Consider the following 20,821-nt stretch of genomic DNA (forward strand, 5'->3'; position numbering starts at 1 on the left):
AATAGCGCTGCGAAGAGCCACATCAAATACATAAAAATCATCGACCCGATGACCGCACGCCTTGGTCAATCCAGTAATTGACCAAGGCTGCATCCGCAAGCTCACCGAGAGCAGGATGGTCGCTGAAATGATACAGAAACCTCAACACGGCCTCGTTCTGTGCAGGCGTTAACTGGTTGAACTTGGACTTCCTGAACTCGTGCAGCATTTCATTCGATGTGCCTAGGTTGAGTGCCAGCAGAATGCTTTCACCGGCATATTCCGGGCTGTCTGAGTTTTGTGGATTCCAAATCAGATACGCGGGCAAGTAGTACTGAAAGCCGTGGGGGCAGCGTAACCGTGTACGATCATTTGATCGGTCAACTCATGCCATTTGACCCCGCCATAGAATGCAAGAATATCCACGTCATCCAATCATTCGGGGTGAAGAAGTTCATCATCAGCAGGTGGCTCAAGGCCATCAAACGCAGCAATGATCTGTGTTGCAAGAGCTTCCGTTGTTGTCGTTACCTTTGGCATGGTGACATATTAATCTGGCTGAAACCCCGAAATCGAGTGATTGCGATGGACACCGGACAGAGGCTTTTTCAGGACATTGTTCGAAGTTCAGCAGCGGAGACGAAGAAGCTACTTTGGGGCAGCACAATTGGGATGTATGTGTAGAAGTGTATTGAGGAAGCCGGGTGTCCCTAGTGTGTTACAAAGAGCGCCCTTGACCGATTTGGGAAGAAGATGATGAGTGGCGATTCTGAAACCTACCAAGGAATCTGCTATTGTGGCGCATGTAGTGTTTCTGCTGCCGGTAAGCCGATGGTCATGGCATATTGTCATTGCCACTCTTGCAGAAAATGGCATTCGGCGCCTGTCAATGCTTGGTGCCTCTGGTCGGCAGACAATGTCTCATTGTCAGGACCGACGGTTCAATCGGACAAGAATGATGAAAGCCATCGTGTTTCCTGCGGCAAATGCGGGGGGGCGTTGGTAAATATCAAACCCGGAAAGGACATCGTCGCGGTCTACGCAATGTCGCTGGATGAATCTGGGATGAGCTTCGAGCCGGCCTTTCACATCTTCTACGGCGAGCGTGTTTTCGACATGGCCGATGGCCTGCCAAAGTGGAAGACGGTTCCGACATCGTTCGGAGGGGATGGTGTCGCTATGCCCGAACCGGACAAAACCGGTTGGATTTCCTTGAACAGGCGAGCCCAAGGGTGAAGCGCAAACTTACCTCGATCTTGGCTGCCGACATTGTCGGCTTCTCGCGGCTTGTGGAAGCTGCCGAGGAAGCCACGCTGGCGCGTCAGAAAGAACTGCGCCTGTCCGTGTTCGACCCCGGCATCGAGCAGGCTGGGGGTAAGATCATCAAGTCGACAGGCGATGGATTTCTGGCCGAATTTTCAAGCGTTGTGGAAGCGGTTCGCTTCGCGATATCTGCACAAGAAGCCGTTCGCGCAGAGGAAGAGTCCGTGCCTCAAGATCGGCAGATCAGTTACCGCATGGGCCTTCACATGGGCGATGTGGTTGTTGATGATGGTGATATCTATGGCGATGGTGTGAATCTTGCGGCTCGGTTAGAAGGCGCAGCCCCGACGGGCGGGATCTGCATCTCTGCTGCTGTCCGTGACCAGATTGTTGGCGTAATGGACGAGCTGTTCGCTGATGTCGGTGAGTTGACACTGAAAAACATCTCGCGCCCGATCCGCGCCTTTGTCTGGCCTCCCGACCAACGTGGTGCACTGAACAGTGCCACCACACCGTCCATCGGGGTTACGTCCAAAAAACCAACGATAGCCCTCGCTGCGTTCGAAGCTCTCGGCAGCAATGACGATGCAAAGATGCTGGCCGAAGCCTGCAATCATACTGTGGAGGCGGCGCTTGCCAATCTGACGGGATTGGATCTGATCGCCCCCGACGCGGACCCGGATCATATCGCCACGGCGGTGTTTCAGGCCTCCGGCAACCAGGTCCGCGCAACACTTAAGCTGCGTGAGACGAGCACGTCAGCAACCTACCTGACCCAGCGGATGAACGGTGATCTTTCCGACCCTTTCGCGGCAGAAGATCTGTTGTCTGGGGAAATCGCAACAACGATCCGATACGGAATTCTGCAGCGAATTGCTGAGCGCGCAGCGGAAACGGAGACAAACGACCCCGAGGCAATGCTGAACCTTGCGGGGCATTACATGATGGGATCGCAGCCCGAAGAATGGGAGGCGGCCGGCCATCTGTTGGACAGGATCCTGACGGTCCAGCCACGCAATTTCATGGCCGTTGGGATGAAGGCGAACACGTTGATTGGCGAATTGGTTTGGGGCTACCGTCCGATAAGCCCGGAGGATATCGAAGCCGCTGACGCCGGGCTGAGCAAGGCGGTGTCGTTGAATGATCAAAGCGACTACGTGCACCTGATCCGGGGGATTTTTCACTACGGTATCACCGGCGATTTGGATGCGGCGGTGCGGTGTGTTGAACGCGGGTTCGAAATCAGTCCGCAGTTCGCCCAGGGGCATATGGTACTGGGCTGGATCCAGAACTTGATGGGCCAACCAGAGCTGGCGCTGAAGTCCATCAAAAAGGGCTCGTTTTCTCTGGCCAAGAACCGGATTTATCACCGCGTCCCACAAGCGTTGGCCCAGACTTATCTGGTTATGGGCGACTTCGAGAAAGCTATCGCCAACGCCAACCGAGCGCTGCAAAATTCGCCGGGACTACCGGTCGCACAATTGTATCTTGCCAGCGCGGCTGGTCAGGCTGGTCTACCTGATCAAGGAGAAAGGGCGCGGGATGCCCTAATTGCGTCAGATCCGGACTTCCGAGTTAGCGGCGTGCGCAGGTTCCATTTTCAGGACCCAACACGTTGGGACGCTATCCTGGATGGGCTTCGCTCGTTGGGGCTGCCCGAATAGAAGCTCGCCCGAGTTTGTGCCACAAGCATTTCAAACTGGATGCGAAGATCGTCTTCCAACTCCACGAGATGCGCGAATGATCATAAACCTAGTTTTGGATTAGCGGGCAGCGAAAGCGCTCAATTCGGAATATCGGCAATTGCTCCGATCAGATTCAGCACTTCATGCGTCTCTCGATTAACCTCATAAACGTAGTCTCCGGTTAGAACGCAAACTCAACTGGCGCGTAGTTCATGCTTGCTTGAAAGCGCCATGGTTGGCACTTTCTCTGGGGAAGCCATTTGTATCTGCGGATCCGTTGACCAAAATGTTTTGGCATGTCGCTCATAGGCGCGGGAATGGAAAAAACACTCGAGATCGAGCACATACTGACATTCGACAGACCAGTTGATGAGGTCTGGACCTTGTTGTCCGACTCACAGCGTATGCACGCCATCAGCAGCGCCGGGTTCTCTCCATATGAAGCTGAAGATGTGGTTACGGCAGATGGATCAATCGAACGCGCAGCGTACAAGAAAATTGGTCTGATTAAGCTTAGATGGCGAGAGAGAATGGGGGAATGGGCTGTCCAAAAGTATTTCAGCCAAACCCGCCTGTTTGAAACTGGTCCCTTTAATGAGCTGACGGTCCATGTCCATTTCGATGAAAACGATGGGAAAACCACCGTCAAAGGTATTTTTCTTGCGCGATGGAGTAGTTTGCTCGGGACCGCTCTTATTCGCCTCGGTGTCCTTCACTGGATGACGCAGCAGCCGGTTAAAGCCATGCGCCAGACCATGGCCGAGTACGAGAACCTGCGTCTGCCGGTCCCGCGGGGCGAGTTGCATAAAGTATCCGGACGGGCCAAGCAACGTTTGGCGGAGGCGATGGAGGAGATCGACCAAGGCCCGTTTGGTCACGGATTGACCGGTGCGCTAAGCAACTTCCTGTTGAAAGCTGATCCGCATTCTTTGCGCCGCATTCGTCCATTGAAACTGGCAAGTGCCTGGGGCGTGCCAGAACAACAAATTATCGAAACTTGCATTGCTGCCCATAAGGCAGGCGTCCTCAGCATGCGGTGGGTCATCCTTTGCCCGCGTTGCCGCGATGGAAAAGCCGATGCAGAAAACCTCGCCGATGTTCCGGACGCGGCGCACTGTTCGTCGTGCAATGTCGATTTTGACCGGGATTTCGTGAACAATGTCGAATTGGTGTTTAGCCCGTCTGCATGGCTCCGGACATTGCCACGCGGAAGCTTTTGCATGATGGCCCCTGCCAATGTGCCACACATCAAGTGGCAGGAAGCAGTTGCGTCGAACCAGGCCCTTGAAAAAGAACTGGCTGTGCCAGCGGGGCAATACCGCATTCGGACGGTTGAGGCAGGTGGTGAAATTGTTGCGGATTACGATGGTACGTCCTGGGTTGGTGTGACGCTAACGGGCGATACTGTTCAAAGTGATCCGACACGGTCTGGTCGCACAATTTCAGTTCGCAATGATGGGTCAGAGCTACGGACAATCGTGGTGGAAAACGCCAAGTTCAGCAAGAACAGGCTGACGATCGGCAGGCTTGCCACTTTGCCAGCTTTCCGCGATTTCTGTCCCGATCAATTACTCGGGGCTAAACAGACGGCGGGGATTGGTCAGGTTGCTATCCTGTTTTCTGATCTTGAGAAGTCTACTGCGCTTTATGAATCCATTGGCGATGCGTCAGCATATGCGCTTGTGGTTTCGCATTTCGAGGTCATGGAAAAGTGCGTGCGAAAACACGGTGGCATCGTGGTGAAAACTATCGGTGATGCAGTTATGGCCGCGTTCTCTGACGGTGAAGCAGCGCTTCAGGCTGCAATTGACGTCCAGCGCGAGATCTCCGAGTTCAATGCACTGAATAACCACCCTGATCTGAAACTCAAGATTGGCATCCACGAGGGGACTTGTGTCGCCATGCGCTCAGACCAGGGACTGGATTTCTTTGGAAGCACAGTAAATCTGGCCGCGCGTCTTCAATCGAAAGCGGAAGGTGGAGAGGTAGTTTTGTCACAGGAATTGGCACAAACAGAATTGCTGGATTCGGTCCGGCAGCGCGAGTTGATATGGGACGAAGCAAGCTTGTCTGGGTTTGACACACCAGTGAAGTTTGTACGGGTGTCGTGTTGAGATATGGCATATCGGTCTGCTAATGCTCCGATTTGCTAGGAGATCTGGTCTTCTGGATATTCAAAGGTCCCTATCCAATCTTGGTAATTTCCGTGACGGTTGCGTCGCCCTAACCGACATTTTCCGCAACGCTTCTCAGAAGTTCGCTTTCGGAAAGTCGCGTCGTAGAAAAATCGGCCCCAAATACAGCAGCTAAGGGCCATTCGTGTCGGGATGAGCGACCTGTCGGGCGAACATGCTGCGAACGATAAAATGGCGACAAGGAGCCCAAAGCGGTTGCGCTTTCCTGATAGGACCTCCTTGCTCTGATTATCTGGCTGACAGTGCTCTCTTTGCAGGCTAGCTTCCAACAAGCGGGGAGAGAACTATGGAAAAGAGGCTTGCTGCGGTGCTAGCGGCTGATGTTGCCGGATACTCGGCGTTGATGGATCAGGATAGGGACGGAACACTCAAAGCGCTCAAGGCTTTCCGAGAGGATCATCTAATACCCGCTTTGGCAGCCCATGATGGGCGACTGATCAAAAGCATGGGCGACGGATGGATTGTTGAGTTTCGCTCTGCATCAGCCGCAACAGAATGCGCGATTGCTGTTCAGATCGCTGACCGACCACAGGAAATCCAAATCCGCATCGGCATACATACCGGCGAAGTCGTTTCGGAAGGTGATGACATATTCGGTGACGGTATCAACATAGCTGCCCGTCTCGAGGCAATAGCGGAACCGGGGCAGATATTGCTTTCTGATACAGCACATAACAGCCTGGACAGGAACGCCGCCGCCTCGTTCTCTGGCGGCCAGCAGACTGAGTTGAAGAACATTGCACGCCCAGTTGGTGTGTGGCATTGGCCTATCGGTTCGGCGGTTACAAGTCCAACTGTCAATTCTGAGAAACCCGGTATTGCTGTGCTGCCGTTTGACAATATGTCGGGCGACCCGGAGCAAGAGTTTTTCGCTGACGGAATAACCGAGGACATCATAACAGAGTTGTCTCGGTTTCGTTGGTTGATGGTCGTGGCGCGAAACTCATCTTTTACGTTTAAAGGTAAGAGCACCGACATTCGCGAAGTCGGGCAGGCGCTCGGCGTGAGATATGTGCTGGAGGGGTCGGTGAGGCGCGCAGGCCAGCGTCTTCGGATAACAGGACAGTTAATTGATGCCGAGAATGGCAGTCATCTTTGGGCCGATCGTTTCGATGGGTTGCTGGACGATGTTTTTGACCTTCAAGATCAGGTCACACAGGAAGTTGTCGCGGCGATCGAACCGTCCGTTCGCCATGCCGAGACGGTCCGCGCTCGGGAAAAACCGACAGAAAACCTCGATGCGTATGAACTTTATCTCCAGGCCCAGTCACATTTTCACCTGTTGACGGACGAAGACAACCGTGAGGCCATTCGCCTTACACGTTTGGCGTTGGAGCGCGATCCTGATTATTCGTCGGCAGCTGGATTGCTTGCGTGGTTGCATATCCAAAGGATGGTGCAGGGGCTGAAACCGATTGACGAAGGGCCAAAGGCTGCCGTCGCCGCAGCGGAATGTGTATTGTTAAGTGATCGCGCGGATGGAATTGCGTTGGCTTACGCCGCACACTCGATCTCGATGCTTGCACAAGACCTGCCGCGCGCGCGCGCAGTTTTCAAACAAGCACTAGCTGAAAATCCGAACGCTGCGATCGTTCACATGCTTGCTGGCATCAATCTGAATTTTCTCGACAGACCCGAAGAAGCTCTGGAACACGCGACACACTCGATCAATCTCAGTCCGAAAGATCCATTACGACACGCAGCATATGTCGGGCAAGCCTCCTCATTTTTCCAACTTGGCCGCTATGGTGAAGCCGTACAAGCCAACCGAAACGCCTTGGCCATTAGGGCGAAATTCGTGATTACGCATCTCATGCTCATCGCATCCTTGGCTCAAAACGGAGACCTGGAGTCAGCAAGGGCTGCGGTAGCTGAACTGAAGGAACTTCGTCCGGATCTCGACATCAAGGAGCAAACGAGACTCCCCATATTCAGCGTTCCCGCATGCTCGGGGCAGTGGCGGGATGGATGGCTGAAAGCAGGCCTCCCAATCTGAGAAAGCAAAACCTGGCATGCGATCTAATCCGGCGGCTTCGTCCGCTTTGCAGTCGTCGGCCCCGCGAAAATGCTGCGAGATCGGTCAATGACCGCTTCGGAGAAGCTGCATTGCGGCGTCGCCTGATCTGACGAATAGCTGGTAAGGGCCGATAGCCAACAATGTAAGCCCACCACCAGCTTTACTGGTGACAGGTGGTATTCTTGCTCCAATTGGATCAGAGCTTGATCCGGAAGGCTGCGAAGCCGTCGGTGCCTTCTCCGGCGTCCTCGATTGTGACACCTTTGACGTCGCCCATATAGTCCCGCGCTTTTGGGCCGGTCTCGAACAATACCGTCGTGTCCCCAAGCGGCGCAAAAGACCAGTTGGCATCTGCCTTTGGATCGATCGTACCCTGCTCGACAATATAGCGCACGATGACGTCGCGGTTGGTATCCGGGGCTTCGAATACGATTGTATCACCCAACGCTCCGGGGAATGATCCACCGCCTGATGCGCGATAGTTGTTGGTGGCGATGATGAATTCCATTTCATCAGCAACGGGTTCGCCATTGTAAGTCAGGTTTACAATCCGCGCTGCATCAGGGTTAATCTCTTCGCCTTTGGGTCCGAAGCGCGAGGGTTGGGACAGGTCTATCTGATAGGTCACACCATCCATCACGTCGAAATTGTAGGATGGGAACTCCGGGTTCAGCAGGATCGCATCTATTGAACCCGATTCAACTTGATTAAACATTCCGGCCGACCGTTCCAACCAACCCCTGACCTGCGCACCATTCACGCGGACCGCTCGCACTGTGTTCGGATAGAGATACAGATCGGCTACGTTTTTTATGGCAACGTCACCAACTGGAACATCCGTGTAGTATTCTGGACCACCGCGGCCACCAGCCTTGAAAGGTGCTGCCGCAGACAGGATTGGCAGGCCTTCGTGTTCAGTGCCTTTCAGCATGTCTTCGACATACCACTTCTGCGCGATTGATACGATTTGGACTGATGGGTCATCTGCAACCAGTGCGAAATAACTGTGCAGAGGAGCTGAGGTCTTGCCAACAGCGCGGCGAACATAGACCAGCGTTTCGTCGTGATCTGTCGCAACCGAGTCGAGGACTCGCTGATCATCTCCGACCAGTGCTGTGATTGATCGGTCCTCGTTCCTTCTGGAAATAGGTCGTGCCTCGGATGTGGTGGTTACCACCCGCCATTCGTTCCCATCTCGTTCCAACAGCAGATCAAGCAGACCAAGATGTGACCCCCAGAAACCGCCCATAACGGCGGGTTTGCCCATCAGAGTACCTTTATCAACATCGATGCCGGGACGGTCCGCAAATGTTGGCGACGGAAAGACCAAGTGGTTGTGACCCGTGACCAACGCGTCGATTCCGTCGACACCAGCAAGCACAACCGATGCGTTTTCCATACCATCCGCGTGATTGGCATCGCCAATCCCCGAATGCGACAAAGCGATGATCAGTTCGCAGCCCCGTTCCTGCATCTCAGGCACATAGGCCTTGGCCGTCTCAACGATATCCCGCGCTTCGACATTGCCTTCGAGATGCTTGCGGTCCCAGTTCATGATCTGCGGAGGCGTAAAACCGATTACACCAATTTTGAGCGGGTGCTTTGTGCCGTCACCCATTTCAATTTCGCGGTCGAGAATGGTGTAAGGTTGGATGAGCGTCTTGTCATCGCGCGGGCTCGCGCCTTTCTCCTTTGCTACGTTGGCAAGAATCACTGGGAAATCTGCACCTGCCAAAGAGGTCTCAAGAAAGTTCAGCCCATAGTTGAACTCGTGATTGCCCAGTGTGGCTGCATCATAACCAACTGTGTTGAACGCGGTGATGATTGGGTGGCTATCCCCCTCCTTCATACCGCGTTCATAGGCGATGTAGTCGCCCATCGGATTGCCTTGCAGAAAGTCCCCGTTATCAACCAAAAGCGAATTCGTCGCCTCAGAACGGATTTCATTTATGATCGAGGTGGTCCGGGACAGGCCGACTGTATCCCGGGGTTTGTCTGCATAGTAGTCGTAGGGGAACACATGGACGTGGATATCGGTTGTTTCCATGATCCGAAGATGCGCCTGATTGTTGGCCGCAGCAGCCGAGAAGGGGTGAAGTGTAATCGTAGCGGCACTTGCAGCTGTTGTGGAAAGAAACTGGCGACGGGAAAAAATTTTTCGGTTAGAGAAAGACATTGGGCACCTCTCAAGTTGGTTAGTTAACATGTTTTTTGCAGGCTTCCCGCGACATCCGTATGACATGGGTTGCGAGAACATCTTTCGCGCTGTTCACGGTTGGTGGTATTCAGCACCATACCCAAACATCATAGGTTTGCTAATGTACCGCAAGTGGTGAGCCTGAGCTTCTAGCTGCATAGGCAATTAGGCGCAGAAACTTTCGGTCATTCGAGCCTGAACAAAGCAAAACACCAAGCCGAAAGAGGGCAGCTTTGCTAACTGCGGTCGAAGTATACTTGATTTTGCTAAAGGCCCACTTTGTATTCAGGCTCTGAGTTTGGTCGTCACCAAATTTTGCTACTGCAGCGAATGTCTCCTCCGACGGACTGCACCGCAGCGATGATACCCACCGATCAACGGCAGGTGTGGGCCGCCCCATGTAGGCGGCCCAACTTCACTAGATTTCAATGGCTTCAGCGATGGCTAGGGCATCCTCGAGTTCGACGCCCAGATATCTGACCGTACTGTCCATTTTGGTGTGGCCCAAAAGGAGCTGAACCGCACGAAGGTTTCCGGTCTTCTTGTAGATCTGAGTGACCTTGGTTCTTCGCATCGAATGCGTGCCATAGGCGCTTGCTTCTAGACCGATCGACGTGACCCAGTCGCGGACGATCCGCGCATATTGACGGGTCGAGATGTGCAGCCGCTCATGGAAGCGACCCGGCCAAAGGTACTCGGAGCCGACCATGAGCTCGTCTTCCATCCACTTCTCGACCGAGGCGCGTGTGCCTTCGGATATCTCAAATCGCACAGGCTTCTGTGTTTTGCTCTGTAGGACCGATGCCCGCTCCTTGATCTGACCGGACGCCATGACATCAACGACTTTCATCTTCACCAGATCGCAACCGCGGAGCTTGCTATCGATCGCCATGTTGAACAGCGCCAGATCGCGATGATTCTCGGCGAGTTCGAGCCTGACGCGGATCGCCCAGACATGTTTTGGCTTTAGTGGTCGCTTTTGACCAACGATGCGGCCTTTGTTCCAGGCTGGGCGCAAAGCGCGAATGGCAGGTAGGTTTGGTGTGTCCATGACTTATCCTCCGATCCGCCATGCCCTCCCAGAACGACAACCCGACGTTGACCGATGCAACATATCACAGGATGCTGCGCCGAATTTGAGGTCTGGAACGAGCCCATTTTTCCGGATACTGCACGATGTTCCAATGACTGTTTTGGGCAGAAATCGGGCTTTGCAAAGCTCCGTGAATCGGCCCGTACTGGACCCTTGATGATGCTCCACCAAGCTTCAATTCGGCTCCAAGAAACGGAACTTGTTTGATAGTGCAGAGATTAGCGATTTTGTTTAAGGATTGCACCGTTTCGCATAATCAACGAAAGCTCTGACACGGGGCGGCATATTGCGCTTGGATAGATAGTTCAGGGAGAACCGGGGCAAATCAGCGGTCTGGCCTTCCAGAACCTGAACCAACCTGCCGTCTTCCAGCAAGCTCTCGACAGAGCTTGCAAAGATATAGGCCAGCCCAAGCCCCGCCTTTGCGCCTTCAAGGATGGAGGTCACGTCGTTGGTGACGATCTTGGGACGCGGCATGACCGAATAGGGGCCGTCTGTGCCTGCAAATACCCACGGGGCCAGCTTGTCAGCACCTGTAATAGCAAAACAGACCCCGCTATGTGCCGCCACATCGGCCGGTTTCTCTAGGGGCGGGCAATTGGCTAGATATTCGGGGGACGCGACAATCGTCATCTTCAGTGTAGGGCCAATTGCGATGGCATATGTATCAGGATCAAGCAGGGTCTCAGCACGGATAGCAGCATCAACCCCGCTGGTTACGAGATCGACTTTTGTTTCGTCATAAATTAGTTCAATCGCCACCGCCGGATGTTCTTTTGCAAATCCTGTGATTAGGGCATCCAGAAACAATTGGCCCGCGGCGGTCGGGGCCGTTAGCCGAAGCGTGCCCGACAGATCTTCGTTTAGGTCGTGAATACTTTTCAGTGCTGTTTCCAGATCATTGATTGCTGGCAGGCTACGGCGAAAAAGAAGTTCGCCCGCTTTGGTCAGGGCGATGGCCCGGGTCGATCTTTCGATCAGGCGCACGCCAAGGCGATCTTCGAACCTCTGGACAGCTTCACTTACCGAACCCGCTCCAAGTTTCAGTTTTTCAGCCGCCGCGCGGAAACCGTTCTCTTGAGCAACCGCCACGAATATCGACACGTCGTTCAACTCATTTCGCCTCATTGTTAGATATTCCTTACATAGCGATCTAAAAATGGCTGTTTATCTAACAAATATCCCTGACTATCTTGCTTGGCAATGGAAACCACACGCTTCGCCACACGCAAAACCGGAGCGAGAAAGTCAAAAGGACAAAGCTGATGAGCACGATGAAAATCTGGGACCTACACATGACATATGACGGCCCCATGACCGAAGAATTTGCCGAGGGCACTAAGCGGTTGGCTGAAAGCATTGCGCAGGAAGCTGGTGTGATCTGGAAAATCTGGACCGTTGATGAAAGCAGTGGTGATTTCGGTTCGACCTATTTGTTCCGGGATCTCGCCGCCCTGGAAACCTACAAGGCGATGCACGTGAAGCGTCTGGCGGCAATCGGTGTCACCGTAACGTCGGACCATGTGTTTGATATCATGGAAGACCTCAGCTCAATCACCAACGCCCCCTTGCGCGAGGTAGTCTGATCAGGATCCCTCTTAAACTTGCGCACATACAAGGAGCTTTCAAATGAGCAATCGAACATTCCTGACCCTTCACAGCACAATCTATGCGTTGTTTGCCTTTGCGCTGTTTTTTCTGCCTGGTTTTCTGTGGCCAAACTACGGATTGGAGCTGAATGACCGCTACGCCTGGTTCCTGTCGCAGCACAACAGCATTTTTCTTGGAGGGATTGCCATTATTGGCTTTCTTCTTAGGGATGTGACCGACGGTGCAACCGCCCGGAAGCTGCTGACCGGGCTGATGGCAACCAACGCACTTGGTTTTGTCGTAACGCTATATGCGGCGCTGACAGGTATCTTCACTGGCTTTGGTTGGTCGGATCCCGCATTCTTTGCGTTTCTTGCGGTGATGAGCTTCCTGCAACTCAAGAAACTTAGTCAGTCCTGATGGTAGGGAACGCGGCTCGGAGCTTTCCGCTCCGAGCTTTCTGCCAATAAGAAGTGGATTTATGTTAAGATCTAGAGCGGAGCTTTCAACAAAGCCACGTGTTTGCCCCCGCAATTAAGGTTCGCTACCTTTCCTGCATGTGAGAATGTAATGTCTGTATTGGGCGCATAGCTGTCTTTGGAGCGATCACATCAAAAGTCCGCTTCGTCCGCTCTGCGGTCGCTTGATCCAACCTGGATCGTGCTCTCGCAGCGAAAGTCGGGTCTGACGGGCCGCACTGCAGCGATCAGGACTTGTGCTCAATGTCCGGAACGGGCCGCTATAGATCTGGTGTTGTAAACAAGGTGGGCCCGTGTACGTGATTTTGCCAGGGAGAAACCCAGGCTATTTTCTCAGCTAATCATTACCGATGAACTAGAAATCCACCTTTCAATCAGTGTCTGAAGCCCAATTGGATACCTGCACAGGGTTTTTTGGTATTGCCTCGTGTTGGCTGTAACTCAGTGAATTCGGTAGCCGGCCTCGTTTTTAACCATCGAGCATCGCGAGAACGGCGTCGCGATCGGATAGCACTAGCAGCAAGGCAATATCACCCGGCTCCACCCTCTCAAGTATCACTGAAGCGGCCTGTGAGGGCGACGTAGCTCTGAGTATTTGTTTCGCTTCATACCCATGTTCCAAAGCTGTTCGTTCGATCAGATCAGAAATTTCTCCTAATTCGCGACCTCTTAAGTACCCATCCAACTCCGTTGCGACGACCACATCAGGTCGGAAGTTCAGGGCTGTCGCTGTTACGTCACAGATATCTTGATCTGATCGATCCCCTGCATGGCTAAGCATGATGAAACGCCGTTTTGCCGGCAAGCTCGACAACGCATCGCAAACTGCCGAAATTGAATGCGGATTGTGGGCAAAATCCACGAAAACCTGGGCTCCGTTATGCCGAAACTCGTTGCAACGTCCTGGGTTATCTTTGGCGTCTGGCTTGAACCCGGCCAGCCCGTCGCGCAACGCCTGTTGCGGCAGACCCAGTGCCAGAGCAAGGCACAGGGCCGCCAGCGCGTTCTGGATGTTGTACTTTGCGGCCCCGCCCATTGTCAGGGGAACGTCGGCGACGGGGATCACCATTTGCTCGGTCGTGCCGTCGAAAAAGACAATTTTCCCGTGTTGAACATATGCACAGCAAGTGCCGGTTTCCCGCGCCTGACGGATCAGATCATTCTGTGCATCCAGAGAAAACCACCAGATGTTCGCCGACGTGTTTTCTGCCTCGGCGCGGACATACGCATCATCGGCGTTCAGCGCCAGCACGCCACCCTCCGCCAAGGTCCGGTGGACGGCGAACTTTGCCTGCGCCAGTTCTGGCACGGTGTTGACTCCATATTGCCCCAGATGATCATTCGCCACATTGGTCACTGCCGCCGCCGTCGCCGCGCGGGTCGGCAGGCCCCGGCGCAGGATCCCGCCCCGGGCCACTTCGAGGCAGGCAACCTCGAGCCGTTTGTCGCGCAGCAGCATCCGCCCGCCCCCGGGGCCGGAATAATCGCCGCGGTCCAGAATATCGTCACCCACCCGCACAAATTCGGTCGAGGTCAGCCCCGCCACTTTGCCCGAGGCGCGTGCAATCGCTTCGAGCAGCCGGGTTGTCGTGGTCTTGCCGTTGGTTCCGGTGATGAAGGCAACGGGGATGTTGTGAAGGCCGGACCAGTCCACATCATCGGGGGCGGGCAGCGCATCGACCGACCAGACCTGACTGCCGGTGCCGTGCCCGATCGAGATCTCATCATCGTCGCACAGGATATCCACGCCATGCGCCTCGGCCGCCTCGATCAGGGCGATCAGGGCGGGGTTGGCTTCGCTGGCCATGACACCTTTGACATCACCCACCATCTGATCAAAGTCGCCGGAGGGTGCGGCCAACAGCTCGGCGGCGCAGAAGTGCCAGGCAGTCTGCGCCGCGAAGATCGCGGAATAAAGCTGATCCATCGGGGCCGAGATGGCCAGATTGACGCCGCCGGTGAAGGTACGGTGGGTCACGCTCTGATCCTGCCAGCCAAGCGCATCCATCACCCGGCGCGCATGAGTTTCCCACAATGTCGTGACCTGCGCGGCGTCGATCCCGTTGAAGAACACATCCATCACCGCGCCGGGCTTGTTCCACAGTAGGCCGGGCCCGGTCAGGCGTCTGGCATCATCCACCCGGATATGATCGGCGGTCGCGCTTTCGATGGTCAGCGCGGTTTCAAGCTGTTCGATCCGATCCATTGCGATGCCCCCGATCAGTCCGCGTCTTCGCTGATGTCGCGGGCCAGACGCACGCCGCGCGCGTCCCGGATCAGGTTCTGGTCGCTTTCGAACATATCCTCAATCGAGGTGTCGACAGGTCGAGCCTTGGGTACAGCTTCGACTTCGGGGGCTTCGCCGTCGGAGTTAAAATATATAATCTGCTTCCAGCACCGCGTGGTGTCGTCGCCGAAGATCACCAGCAGATCGCCCGGCGCGGCCTGATCCAACCCGGCCGTCACCGCCTCGACCTCATCAGGGATGATTGTGATCGCAGCGGCGTCTACCCCGTTGTCGATCAGGGCCTTTCGCATCATCTGGGGCACCTCGTCATGGCCACGGCCCCGGCGGCGGTCGTCGGCCTTGCAGATGAATTGGTCAAAATGTCCGGCCAGCGCGGCGGCACCGTCGATGATATCCTCATCGCGCCTGTCGCCGGGCATGGCAACCACACACAGTCTTCGCCCCGTGATCTCAAGCTGGTCGGCCAACGCTGCCATCGCCTTGAGCGCAGCAGGGTTGTGGCCATAGTCCAGGATCACCTTGAAGGGATGTTCGTCATAGACATTCATCCGTCCCGGTGCCTGGAAATAGCTGGTGTCAAAGGTCCGCAGCCCGTGGCGGATATTGTCCAGATCCACACCGAAACTATATGCCATCGCAGCAGCGAACATCGCGTTCTGCACATTGAAGATCGCCTTGCCCTCAAGCGTGGCGGGGATCAGATGCGACCACAGAACCGGGATATGAAGCCCGTTGTCATAGATGGTCAGCATGTCGCCATTCATGCCTTTTTCCAGCACGATGGCCCTACCGCCCGCCTTGATATGTTCCTTGACCAGACTGTGACCCGGGTTTGTCGTTACATAGAAAATCTGACCCGCTTCTGCGTAATCGGCCATTTTCAGACAGTTGATGTCATCGGCATTCAGCACCGCCGTATTGGTGGCGCTTTCAACCACGACGCGTTTGACCACGGCCAGTTCCTCGACGGTATTGATGCCGCCAAGACCCAGATGATCCGCCGAGACGTTCAGGCAGGCCGCCACATCCGAGCGCTGATAGCCCAGGCCCGACCGCACCAGCCCGCCGCGCGCGGTTTCCATCACGGCGAAATCGACCGCCGGATCACGCAGGACGATTTGAGCAGATTTGGGTCCCGTCATGTCGCCCTTGACGCTCAACTTACCGTCTACATAGACACCGTCAGTGGAGGTCATGCCAACGGTCTTGCCGCTGGTTTTCATGATATGGCCCAGCATCCGCGAGGTCGTGGTCTTGCCGTTGGTGCCGGTGACTGCCGCAATCGGGATGCGGGTCTGTTCATTAGCCGGGAACAGCATGTCGATCACTTTGCCCGCTACGTCGCGCGGCTGACCTTCGGACGGGGCGACATGCATCCGGAAACCGGGGGCGGCGTTCACCTCGACAATCGCGCCACCGATATCCTTGTAGGACTTGGTGATGTCATCAATCAGGAAATCGACGCCGCCCACGTCCAGCCCCACCGCCATGATGGCACGTTCGGCCATGTCGCGGTTGTCTGGATGCACCACATCGGTCAGGTCAATGGCTGTACCGCCCGTCGACAGGTTTGCCGTGGAACGCAAATAGAAAACTTCGCCATCCGGCAGCACCGTCTCTTCGGTTACGCCCGCGTTTTCCATCAAACGTTTGGCCTGATTGTCAATCTCCAGCATGGTCAGTACTTTTTCATGCCCAATGCCCCGGCGCGGGTCTTCGTTCACGATGTGGACCAATTCCGCAATCGTGTGCTTGCCGTCGCCGACCACATGGCCTGGCACCCGCTTGGCCACCGCGACCAGCTTGTTGTTCACCACCAGCATCCGGTGATCGAACCCGGTGATGAAGCTTTCCACAAGAATGGCGCGGCTGCGCGAATGTTCCTTGGCCTCAGCAAAACCTGCCTCAACTTCAGCGTCCGAGTTCAGATTGATTGAAACCCCGCGCCCGTGATTGGCGTCCAGCGGTTTGACAACCACCGGATGTCCGATCCGTCCGGCGGCGCGCACTGCCTCGCGCGCTGAATAGACCATGCGCTGCTGCGGCACCGGAAGGCCCAGATCGTTCAGCAGGTTATGAGTGTCTTCCTTGTCGCAGGAAATCTCGACCGAGATATGTTTGGTCTCGGATGTGATGGTCGCCTGAATGCGTTTCTGATACTTGCCGTGTCCGAATTGCACCAGCGAGCCCGAGTTCAGCCTGATCCAAGGGATATCCCGCTCCTGCGCTGCCTTGACAAGCGAGCCGGTCGAAGGGCCGAATTCCTTACGCTGCGCCCGCAGGACGAAGCTCCGCAATTCGTCATCCCAGTTGAAATCAGGGTCGAAATCATAATCCACCTGATCCTTGAGGGATTGCGGCAGCAGGTGCATCAGCAACCGCAATGCCAGCTTGCCCGCGTCCAGACCGACATCGCGCTGGCGGTATTCATAGACCATGTTGTACTTGCCCGGCTCGCCCGTGCCACGGGTCCGGCCAAAGGTCACATCGGTGCCCGCCACATTCTGCACTTCGATGGAGCAATGTTCCAGTACATGACCCAACCAAGTGCCTTCATCCTCACGCAGGCGGCGGATGAAACCACCGGGTTCGCGGTAGGAACAGCCATGTTCCGCAAGACCGGGAAGTGCCTCAACCAGAGCGTCGATGAACTCTGAACCAATTTTTGCCGAGGGCCAATCTTCCAGAATACCCAGATCGATGACATGGCGGATGACCGGAAAACTTGCCCAGACATTCGGGCCGACAAAGACATTGGTCGAGATTATTTTCATGAGGCTCCCCGTTTGTTAGCTTTTTGTTTCCCCCCCGCTGGCGGCCTCATCCTCGGACAGGTCCGGCAATGTGCAGAACGCCAGATGCTCATCCGGCGGAAAAGCCTGGCGAGCCGTCAGATCATAACGGCACCCTTCGCCCAGAACGTCAAGGCGAAGTCCCAGAAGGCTCAGCGCCTCACCCGCGCGCGCGTCCCACATGGACGAATGGGTCAGGTGGCTGGCGTCCACCACCGTGACTGTTCCGCTGCCAACCACTTCCAGAACGTTGTCGGGCCCGATGAAGGCCGCCGTGTCTTCATCAATGCCCAATCCAATCAAAAAAGGGTTGAAAGATGAAGCCGTTAGCAGACGCCCGAGCCGGTTACGCTGAGTAAAGTGCTGATCTATGACGACGGCGTTGGTCAAGCCCATGCCCGGGGCCAGCGTTATATTGCCTTCTGCCGGGGCGGAATTGCTGCTGCCACCGGCAATCATATGCTCGGACATGATCGAGGCCCCGGCCGAGGTTCCGGCAACCGGCACGCCCGCCGCGTTGCGACGGCGGATTTTCTGTGCAACCAGCGTGCCTCCCAGAATCGCCGACAGGCGCAACTGGTTGCCGCCGGTCATGAATATGCCGGTTGCGCGGTCCAGAATCTCGACATAGTCGGGATTGTCGCAATCGGCCCGGCGCGAGATCGGCAGAAACTCGACTTGCCCTGAGCCAAGCTCGGAGAAGATGCGGTGATAATCCGGCCCTGTCTCCTCCAACATCGAGGCGGTCGGGATCACCACGATATCGGCGTCCGCGCCGCCCGACATCTCGACAAACTTGCGGTGGATCTGCATTTCCTTGACGCGGTCTTCGCCGCCGCCAACTGGAATGATGAACCCGCGCGGGGTTTCTGCATCAACGGGTGCAGGGCACATATCTTAACTACCTTCCGGTGCTGAAGCGGGCAGCCACCGGGGGCCGCGCGGGCGCTTACATCTGTTCATACATGCCCCGCTGGGCTATCTGGCCACCGCCGACATGCCATTCCCCCCAGGCCATCACATGCCGCACGGTAAGGTTTTCGTCAAGAACCACCGGCTCCGCGTCCATTCCCACCTTCAGACGCCCATTGCGGCGCAGTTTCAGCAGATCGGCCACATTAGAGGTGAACGGGGCCAACGCGTCGGACAGCCGCGTAGGCAAAAGGCGGGTCTGTCCTCGTTCCGTGAATTCGATCTACTCCGGGATATTGCGGTCGCGGCGAATGGCGGCTACGCGGGCTGCGACCGCAGCATCTTGACCCGTTCGCTAACGGCAGGAACGGGCCGACCCGGGAAATCGATTGTGGACGCCGATGCCGAGTGATCTTGCGGCCAATCAAATCAAGGTTCGTTCGTTCTTCGGTATCTTTCAGGGGTGGTTCGTGTCCATTCCCTGAATGCACGATTGAACGAGCTGGGGTCGGCATAGCCAAGGAGGAATGAGATTTCGGAGAGCGGGAGCTCTGTGTTCCGAAGATAGGTCTTGGCTAGCTCGGATCTTGTGGAATTGACGAGCGCTTTGAAACTGGTCCCTTCCTGTTGAAGTCGACGTTGCAAGGTGCGCGCGGTCATCGAGAGCGCGCTTGCGACATGCTCGGCACTGGCCTGGTCGGCGGGAATGGCGCGGTGAAGGGCGACGCGGACCCGTTCCGAGACCGACGCGCTGTTTTGAAGTTCGGACAGTTGGTCCTTAAGCGCAGGTTCAAACGCGCTCCAAATTGCATCGTTTCCGCTGATGAATGGATGCTCTGCATCACGATTGGCAAAAGTGATCGACACGGCCTCGTCCCGCCTAATCGGAGCGCCAATATAGTCGAGATATGCGGGGGTGGATTGCGGCAACACTGGTGTCGAGATTTCGAGCGGATTGATGGCCATGCGCGTGCATTTCCGGGCGAGAAACACCCAGAACAACACTTCACTCATCAAAAGCGGATAGGGCGGCTGAAGGTGCGGCGGCCAATTCCACGTCAGCTTCAATCTGGACGCTCCATCATCGACATCTATCGTGATCGGCCCGGTCAAAGCCTTGAACTTTGCGACGCGATGCGTCGCCTGCCGCAGGTTGTGAGAACACACTGCCGCGTAGAGTGGAGGCGAAAACACTTCGACATCAAGCGCGTTGGCAAGCGCCAGCGGGACATCCTTGTTTCCACTATATGCCTCCATCGCGTCCCAAAACCGGAAGTAATTTTCCGCGTCTAACATGACGGGCAGTTCATCAAAGAGTTTCGGGGAAAGTCCGGCTGCCCTGAGCGTGTCGGCAACCGGCAGGCCCATCTCGGCAAATAGAATGCGCCAGCCGGGGTTGAGCACGAATGTTTCTGGTCTTTGCACAGGCATGGATGGACCATAACTCTACGTTCTTTGGGGTGACAGCTGGGAAAAGCGGCCCGCATTGCGCAGGCCGCCCATATGCTTGGTGCTACATGCCCATCTGGCTACGGATCAGTGCCAGGTATTCTGGGTCGTCCATGGCCTTGCGTGCCGCGATGATCTGTTCGGCGTCCTGGCCCGAGACATAGCGCAGCTGATCCGTTCCATCCGTCGCCGCTTGCCAGATCGTCTCGGCTACCTGGATCGGATCGCCAGCCCCGTCGCCGCCTTCGGCCATCGCAGTGGTAACACCGGCTACAAAGTCGGCGTATTCGGTCAGCGCCGGATCAAGGTTCATGTCGAAGGATGAACCGCCAAAGTTCGTGCGCATCATGCCCGGCTCTACCAGCTTCACCCTCACGCCGATGGCGGACAACTCGAAGGACAGGGCTTCGGTCATGCCTTCGACGGCAAACTTTGACCCATGGTAGAGTGTCCCAAGCGGGAAGGTAATTTTTCCGCCCATGGACGAGATGTTGATGATCGTGCCCGCGCCGCGCTCCCGGAAGTGTGGGATTATCGACTGCATCACCAGCATCGTGCCGATGACGTTCACGTCGTATTGCATCCGCATTTTGTGCTCTGGCGTGGCTTCCAGGAGACCGTAGGAGCCGTAGCCCGCGTTGTTGAGAATAACGTCGATCTTGCCGAACCGCTCGATCCCAGCGGCAATGGAGGCATCAATGGTGTCTTTCTTGGTCACATCGAGTGCCGTTACCAGAACGTTTTCGAGCGCGTTTAGCTCCGCATCGGCGTCAGGTTTCGAGCGCACTGTGGCGATCACGTTCCAGCCGCGCTCCTGGAAGTACTGGGCGGTCAGACGTCCGATGCCGCTGCTGCAGCCGGTGATGAGGATGGTTTCATTGCTCATGGGATCTCTCCTAGTCTTGTTCGTGCCAACAATCCG

At 55.7% G+C, this 20,821-nt stretch carries 15 protein-coding genes; 6 read left to right on the forward strand and 9 right to left on the reverse strand.

The window, feature by feature from the left end; translation table 11 throughout:
• Positions 1-816 precede the first annotated feature (816 nt).
• The 4 genes from I9185_RS13095 (at position 817) to I9185_RS13110 (ending at position 7,118) form a co-directional block, all read left to right on the forward strand.
• Complete coding sequence (locus tag I9185_RS13095) at positions 817-1,215, forward strand: GFA family protein (RefSeq protein ID WP_245218132.1); 399 nt, start codon at positions 817-819, stop codon at positions 1,213-1,215.
• Complete coding sequence (locus I9185_RS13100) at positions 1,212-2,906, forward strand: adenylate/guanylate cyclase domain-containing protein (RefSeq protein WP_210093280.1); 1,695 nt, start codon at positions 1,212-1,214, stop codon at positions 2,904-2,906. Before I9185_RS13095 ends, I9185_RS13100 begins: the two co-directional genes overlap by 4 nt.
• A 338-nt stretch (positions 2,907-3,244) precedes the next feature.
• Entirely contained in the window at positions 3,245-5,041 is a 1,797-nt protein-coding gene (locus tag I9185_RS13105) for an adenylate/guanylate cyclase domain-containing protein (protein ID WP_210093281.1), read from the forward strand.
• A 367-nt stretch (positions 5,042-5,408) separates the two neighbouring features.
• Positions 5,409-7,118, forward strand: a complete 1,710-nt coding sequence (locus I9185_RS13110) for an adenylate/guanylate cyclase domain-containing protein (protein ID WP_210093282.1) — start codon at positions 5,409-5,411, stop codon at positions 7,116-7,118.
• 217 nt (positions 7,119-7,335) lie between these two features.
• Here I9185_RS13110 and I9185_RS13115 read toward each other — a convergent pair whose 3' ends face one another.
• The 3 genes from I9185_RS13115 to I9185_RS13125 all read right to left on the reverse strand — a co-directional run bounded on the left by I9185_RS13115 (position 7,336) and on the right by I9185_RS13125 (position 11,557).
• On the reverse strand, positions 7,336-9,315 hold the full coding sequence (locus tag I9185_RS13115; protein WP_209834540.1) for a bifunctional 2',3'-cyclic-nucleotide 2'-phosphodiesterase/3'-nucleotidase: 1,980 nt from the start codon (positions 9,313-9,315) through the stop codon (positions 7,336-7,338).
• Between the two features lie 439 nt (positions 9,316-9,754).
• A complete protein-coding gene (locus I9185_RS13120; protein ID WP_210093283.1) occupies positions 9,755-10,387 on the reverse strand; it encodes a tyrosine-type recombinase/integrase in 633 nt (210 codons plus the stop codon).
• Positions 10,388-10,660: 273 nt separating this feature from the next.
• The gene (locus tag I9185_RS13125) at positions 10,661-11,557 is read right to left on the reverse strand and encodes a LysR family transcriptional regulator (RefSeq protein WP_171329880.1); all 897 of its coding nucleotides are present in this window, start codon (positions 11,555-11,557) and stop codon (positions 10,661-10,663) included.
• A gap of 137 nt (positions 11,558-11,694) precedes the next feature.
• On the opposite strand from I9185_RS13125, the gene I9185_RS13130 reads away from it, so the two are divergent.
• Both I9185_RS13130 and I9185_RS13135 read left to right on the forward strand, forming a co-directional pair.
• Entirely contained in the window at positions 11,695-12,015 is a 321-nt protein-coding gene (locus I9185_RS13130) for a monooxygenase (protein ID WP_171364712.1), read from the forward strand.
• Between the two features lie 43 nt (positions 12,016-12,058).
• The gene (locus tag I9185_RS13135) at positions 12,059-12,439 is read left to right on the forward strand and encodes a hypothetical protein (RefSeq protein ID WP_171329884.1); all 381 of its coding nucleotides are present in this window, start codon (positions 12,059-12,061) and stop codon (positions 12,437-12,439) included.
• Positions 12,440-12,967: 528 nt separating this feature from the next.
• Here I9185_RS13135 and I9185_RS13140 read toward each other — a convergent pair.
• The 6 genes from I9185_RS13140 to I9185_RS13165 all read right to left on the reverse strand — a co-directional run bounded on the left by I9185_RS13140 (position 12,968) and on the right by I9185_RS13165 (position 20,785).
• Positions 12,968-14,704, reverse strand: coding sequence for a Mur ligase family protein (locus tag I9185_RS13140; RefSeq protein ID WP_210093284.1), 1,737 nt, complete (start codon positions 14,702-14,704; stop codon positions 12,968-12,970).
• 14 nt (positions 14,705-14,718) lie between these two features.
• Positions 14,719-17,520, reverse strand: coding sequence for a cyanophycin synthetase (gene cphA, locus I9185_RS13145; RefSeq protein WP_171636976.1), 2,802 nt, complete (start codon positions 17,518-17,520; stop codon positions 14,719-14,721).
• A 15-nt stretch (positions 17,521-17,535) separates the two neighbouring features.
• On the reverse strand, positions 17,536-18,432 hold the full coding sequence (locus I9185_RS13150) for a cyanophycinase (protein ID WP_171636974.1): 897 nt from the start codon (positions 18,430-18,432) through the stop codon (positions 17,536-17,538).
• Between the two features lie 55 nt (positions 18,433-18,487).
• Entirely contained in the window at positions 18,488-18,700 is a 213-nt protein-coding gene (locus tag I9185_RS13155) for a hypothetical protein (RefSeq protein WP_171636972.1), read from the reverse strand.
• A gap of 179 nt (positions 18,701-18,879) precedes the next feature.
• Positions 18,880-19,854, reverse strand: coding sequence for an AraC family transcriptional regulator (locus I9185_RS13160; RefSeq protein ID WP_210093285.1), 975 nt, complete (start codon positions 19,852-19,854; stop codon positions 18,880-18,882).
• Positions 19,855-19,963: 109 nt separating this feature from the next.
• Positions 19,964-20,785, reverse strand: a complete 822-nt coding sequence (locus I9185_RS13165; protein ID WP_209834556.1) for an SDR family oxidoreductase — start codon at positions 20,783-20,785, stop codon at positions 19,964-19,966.
• Between the last annotated feature and the right edge of the window lie 36 nt (positions 20,786-20,821).

Origin of the sequence: Ruegeria sp. HKCCSP346 (genome assembly GCF_017872595.1) — a bacterium.
Classification (GTDB): Bacteria; Pseudomonadota; Alphaproteobacteria; order Rhodobacterales; family Rhodobacteraceae; genus Ruegeria.

Excerpts from the sequence above, each read along its gene's own strand:
- I9185_RS13095 (WP_245218132.1), top strand. The coding sequence starts at position 817 with ATGGCATATTGTCATTGCCACTCTTGCAGAAAATGGCATTCGGCGCCT.
- I9185_RS13115 (WP_209834540.1), bottom strand. The coding sequence starts at position 9,315 with ATGTCTTTCTCTAACCGAAAAATTTTTTCCCGTCGCCAGTTTCTTTCC.
- I9185_RS13110 (WP_210093282.1), top strand. The coding sequence starts at position 5,409 with ATGGAAAAGAGGCTTGCTGCGGTGCTAGCGGCTGATGTTGCCGGATAC.
- I9185_RS13130 (WP_171364712.1), top strand. The coding sequence starts at position 11,695 with ATGAGCACGATGAAAATCTGGGACCTACACATGACATATGACGGCCCC.
- cphA (WP_171636976.1), bottom strand. The coding sequence starts at position 17,520 with ATGAAAATAATCTCGACCAATGTCTTTGTCGGCCCGAATGTCTGGGCA.
- I9185_RS13150 (WP_171636974.1), bottom strand. The coding sequence starts at position 18,432 with ATGTGCCCTGCACCCGTTGATGCAGAAACCCCGCGCGGGTTCATCATT.
- I9185_RS13105 (WP_210093281.1), top strand. The coding sequence starts at position 3,245 with ATGGAAAAAACACTCGAGATCGAGCACATACTGACATTCGACAGACCA.
- I9185_RS13120 (WP_210093283.1), bottom strand. The coding sequence starts at position 10,387 with ATGGACACACCAAACCTACCTGCCATTCGCGCTTTGCGCCCAGCCTGG.
- I9185_RS13165 (WP_209834556.1), bottom strand. The coding sequence starts at position 20,785 with ATGAGCAATGAAACCATCCTCATCACCGGCTGCAGCAGCGGCATCGGA.
- I9185_RS13140 (WP_210093284.1), bottom strand. The coding sequence starts at position 14,704 with ATGGATCGGATCGAACAGCTTGAAACCGCGCTGACCATCGAAAGCGCG.
- I9185_RS13125 (WP_171329880.1), bottom strand. The coding sequence starts at position 11,557 with ATGAGGCGAAATGAGTTGAACGACGTGTCGATATTCGTGGCGGTTGCT.
- I9185_RS13135 (WP_171329884.1), top strand. The coding sequence starts at position 12,059 with ATGAGCAATCGAACATTCCTGACCCTTCACAGCACAATCTATGCGTTG.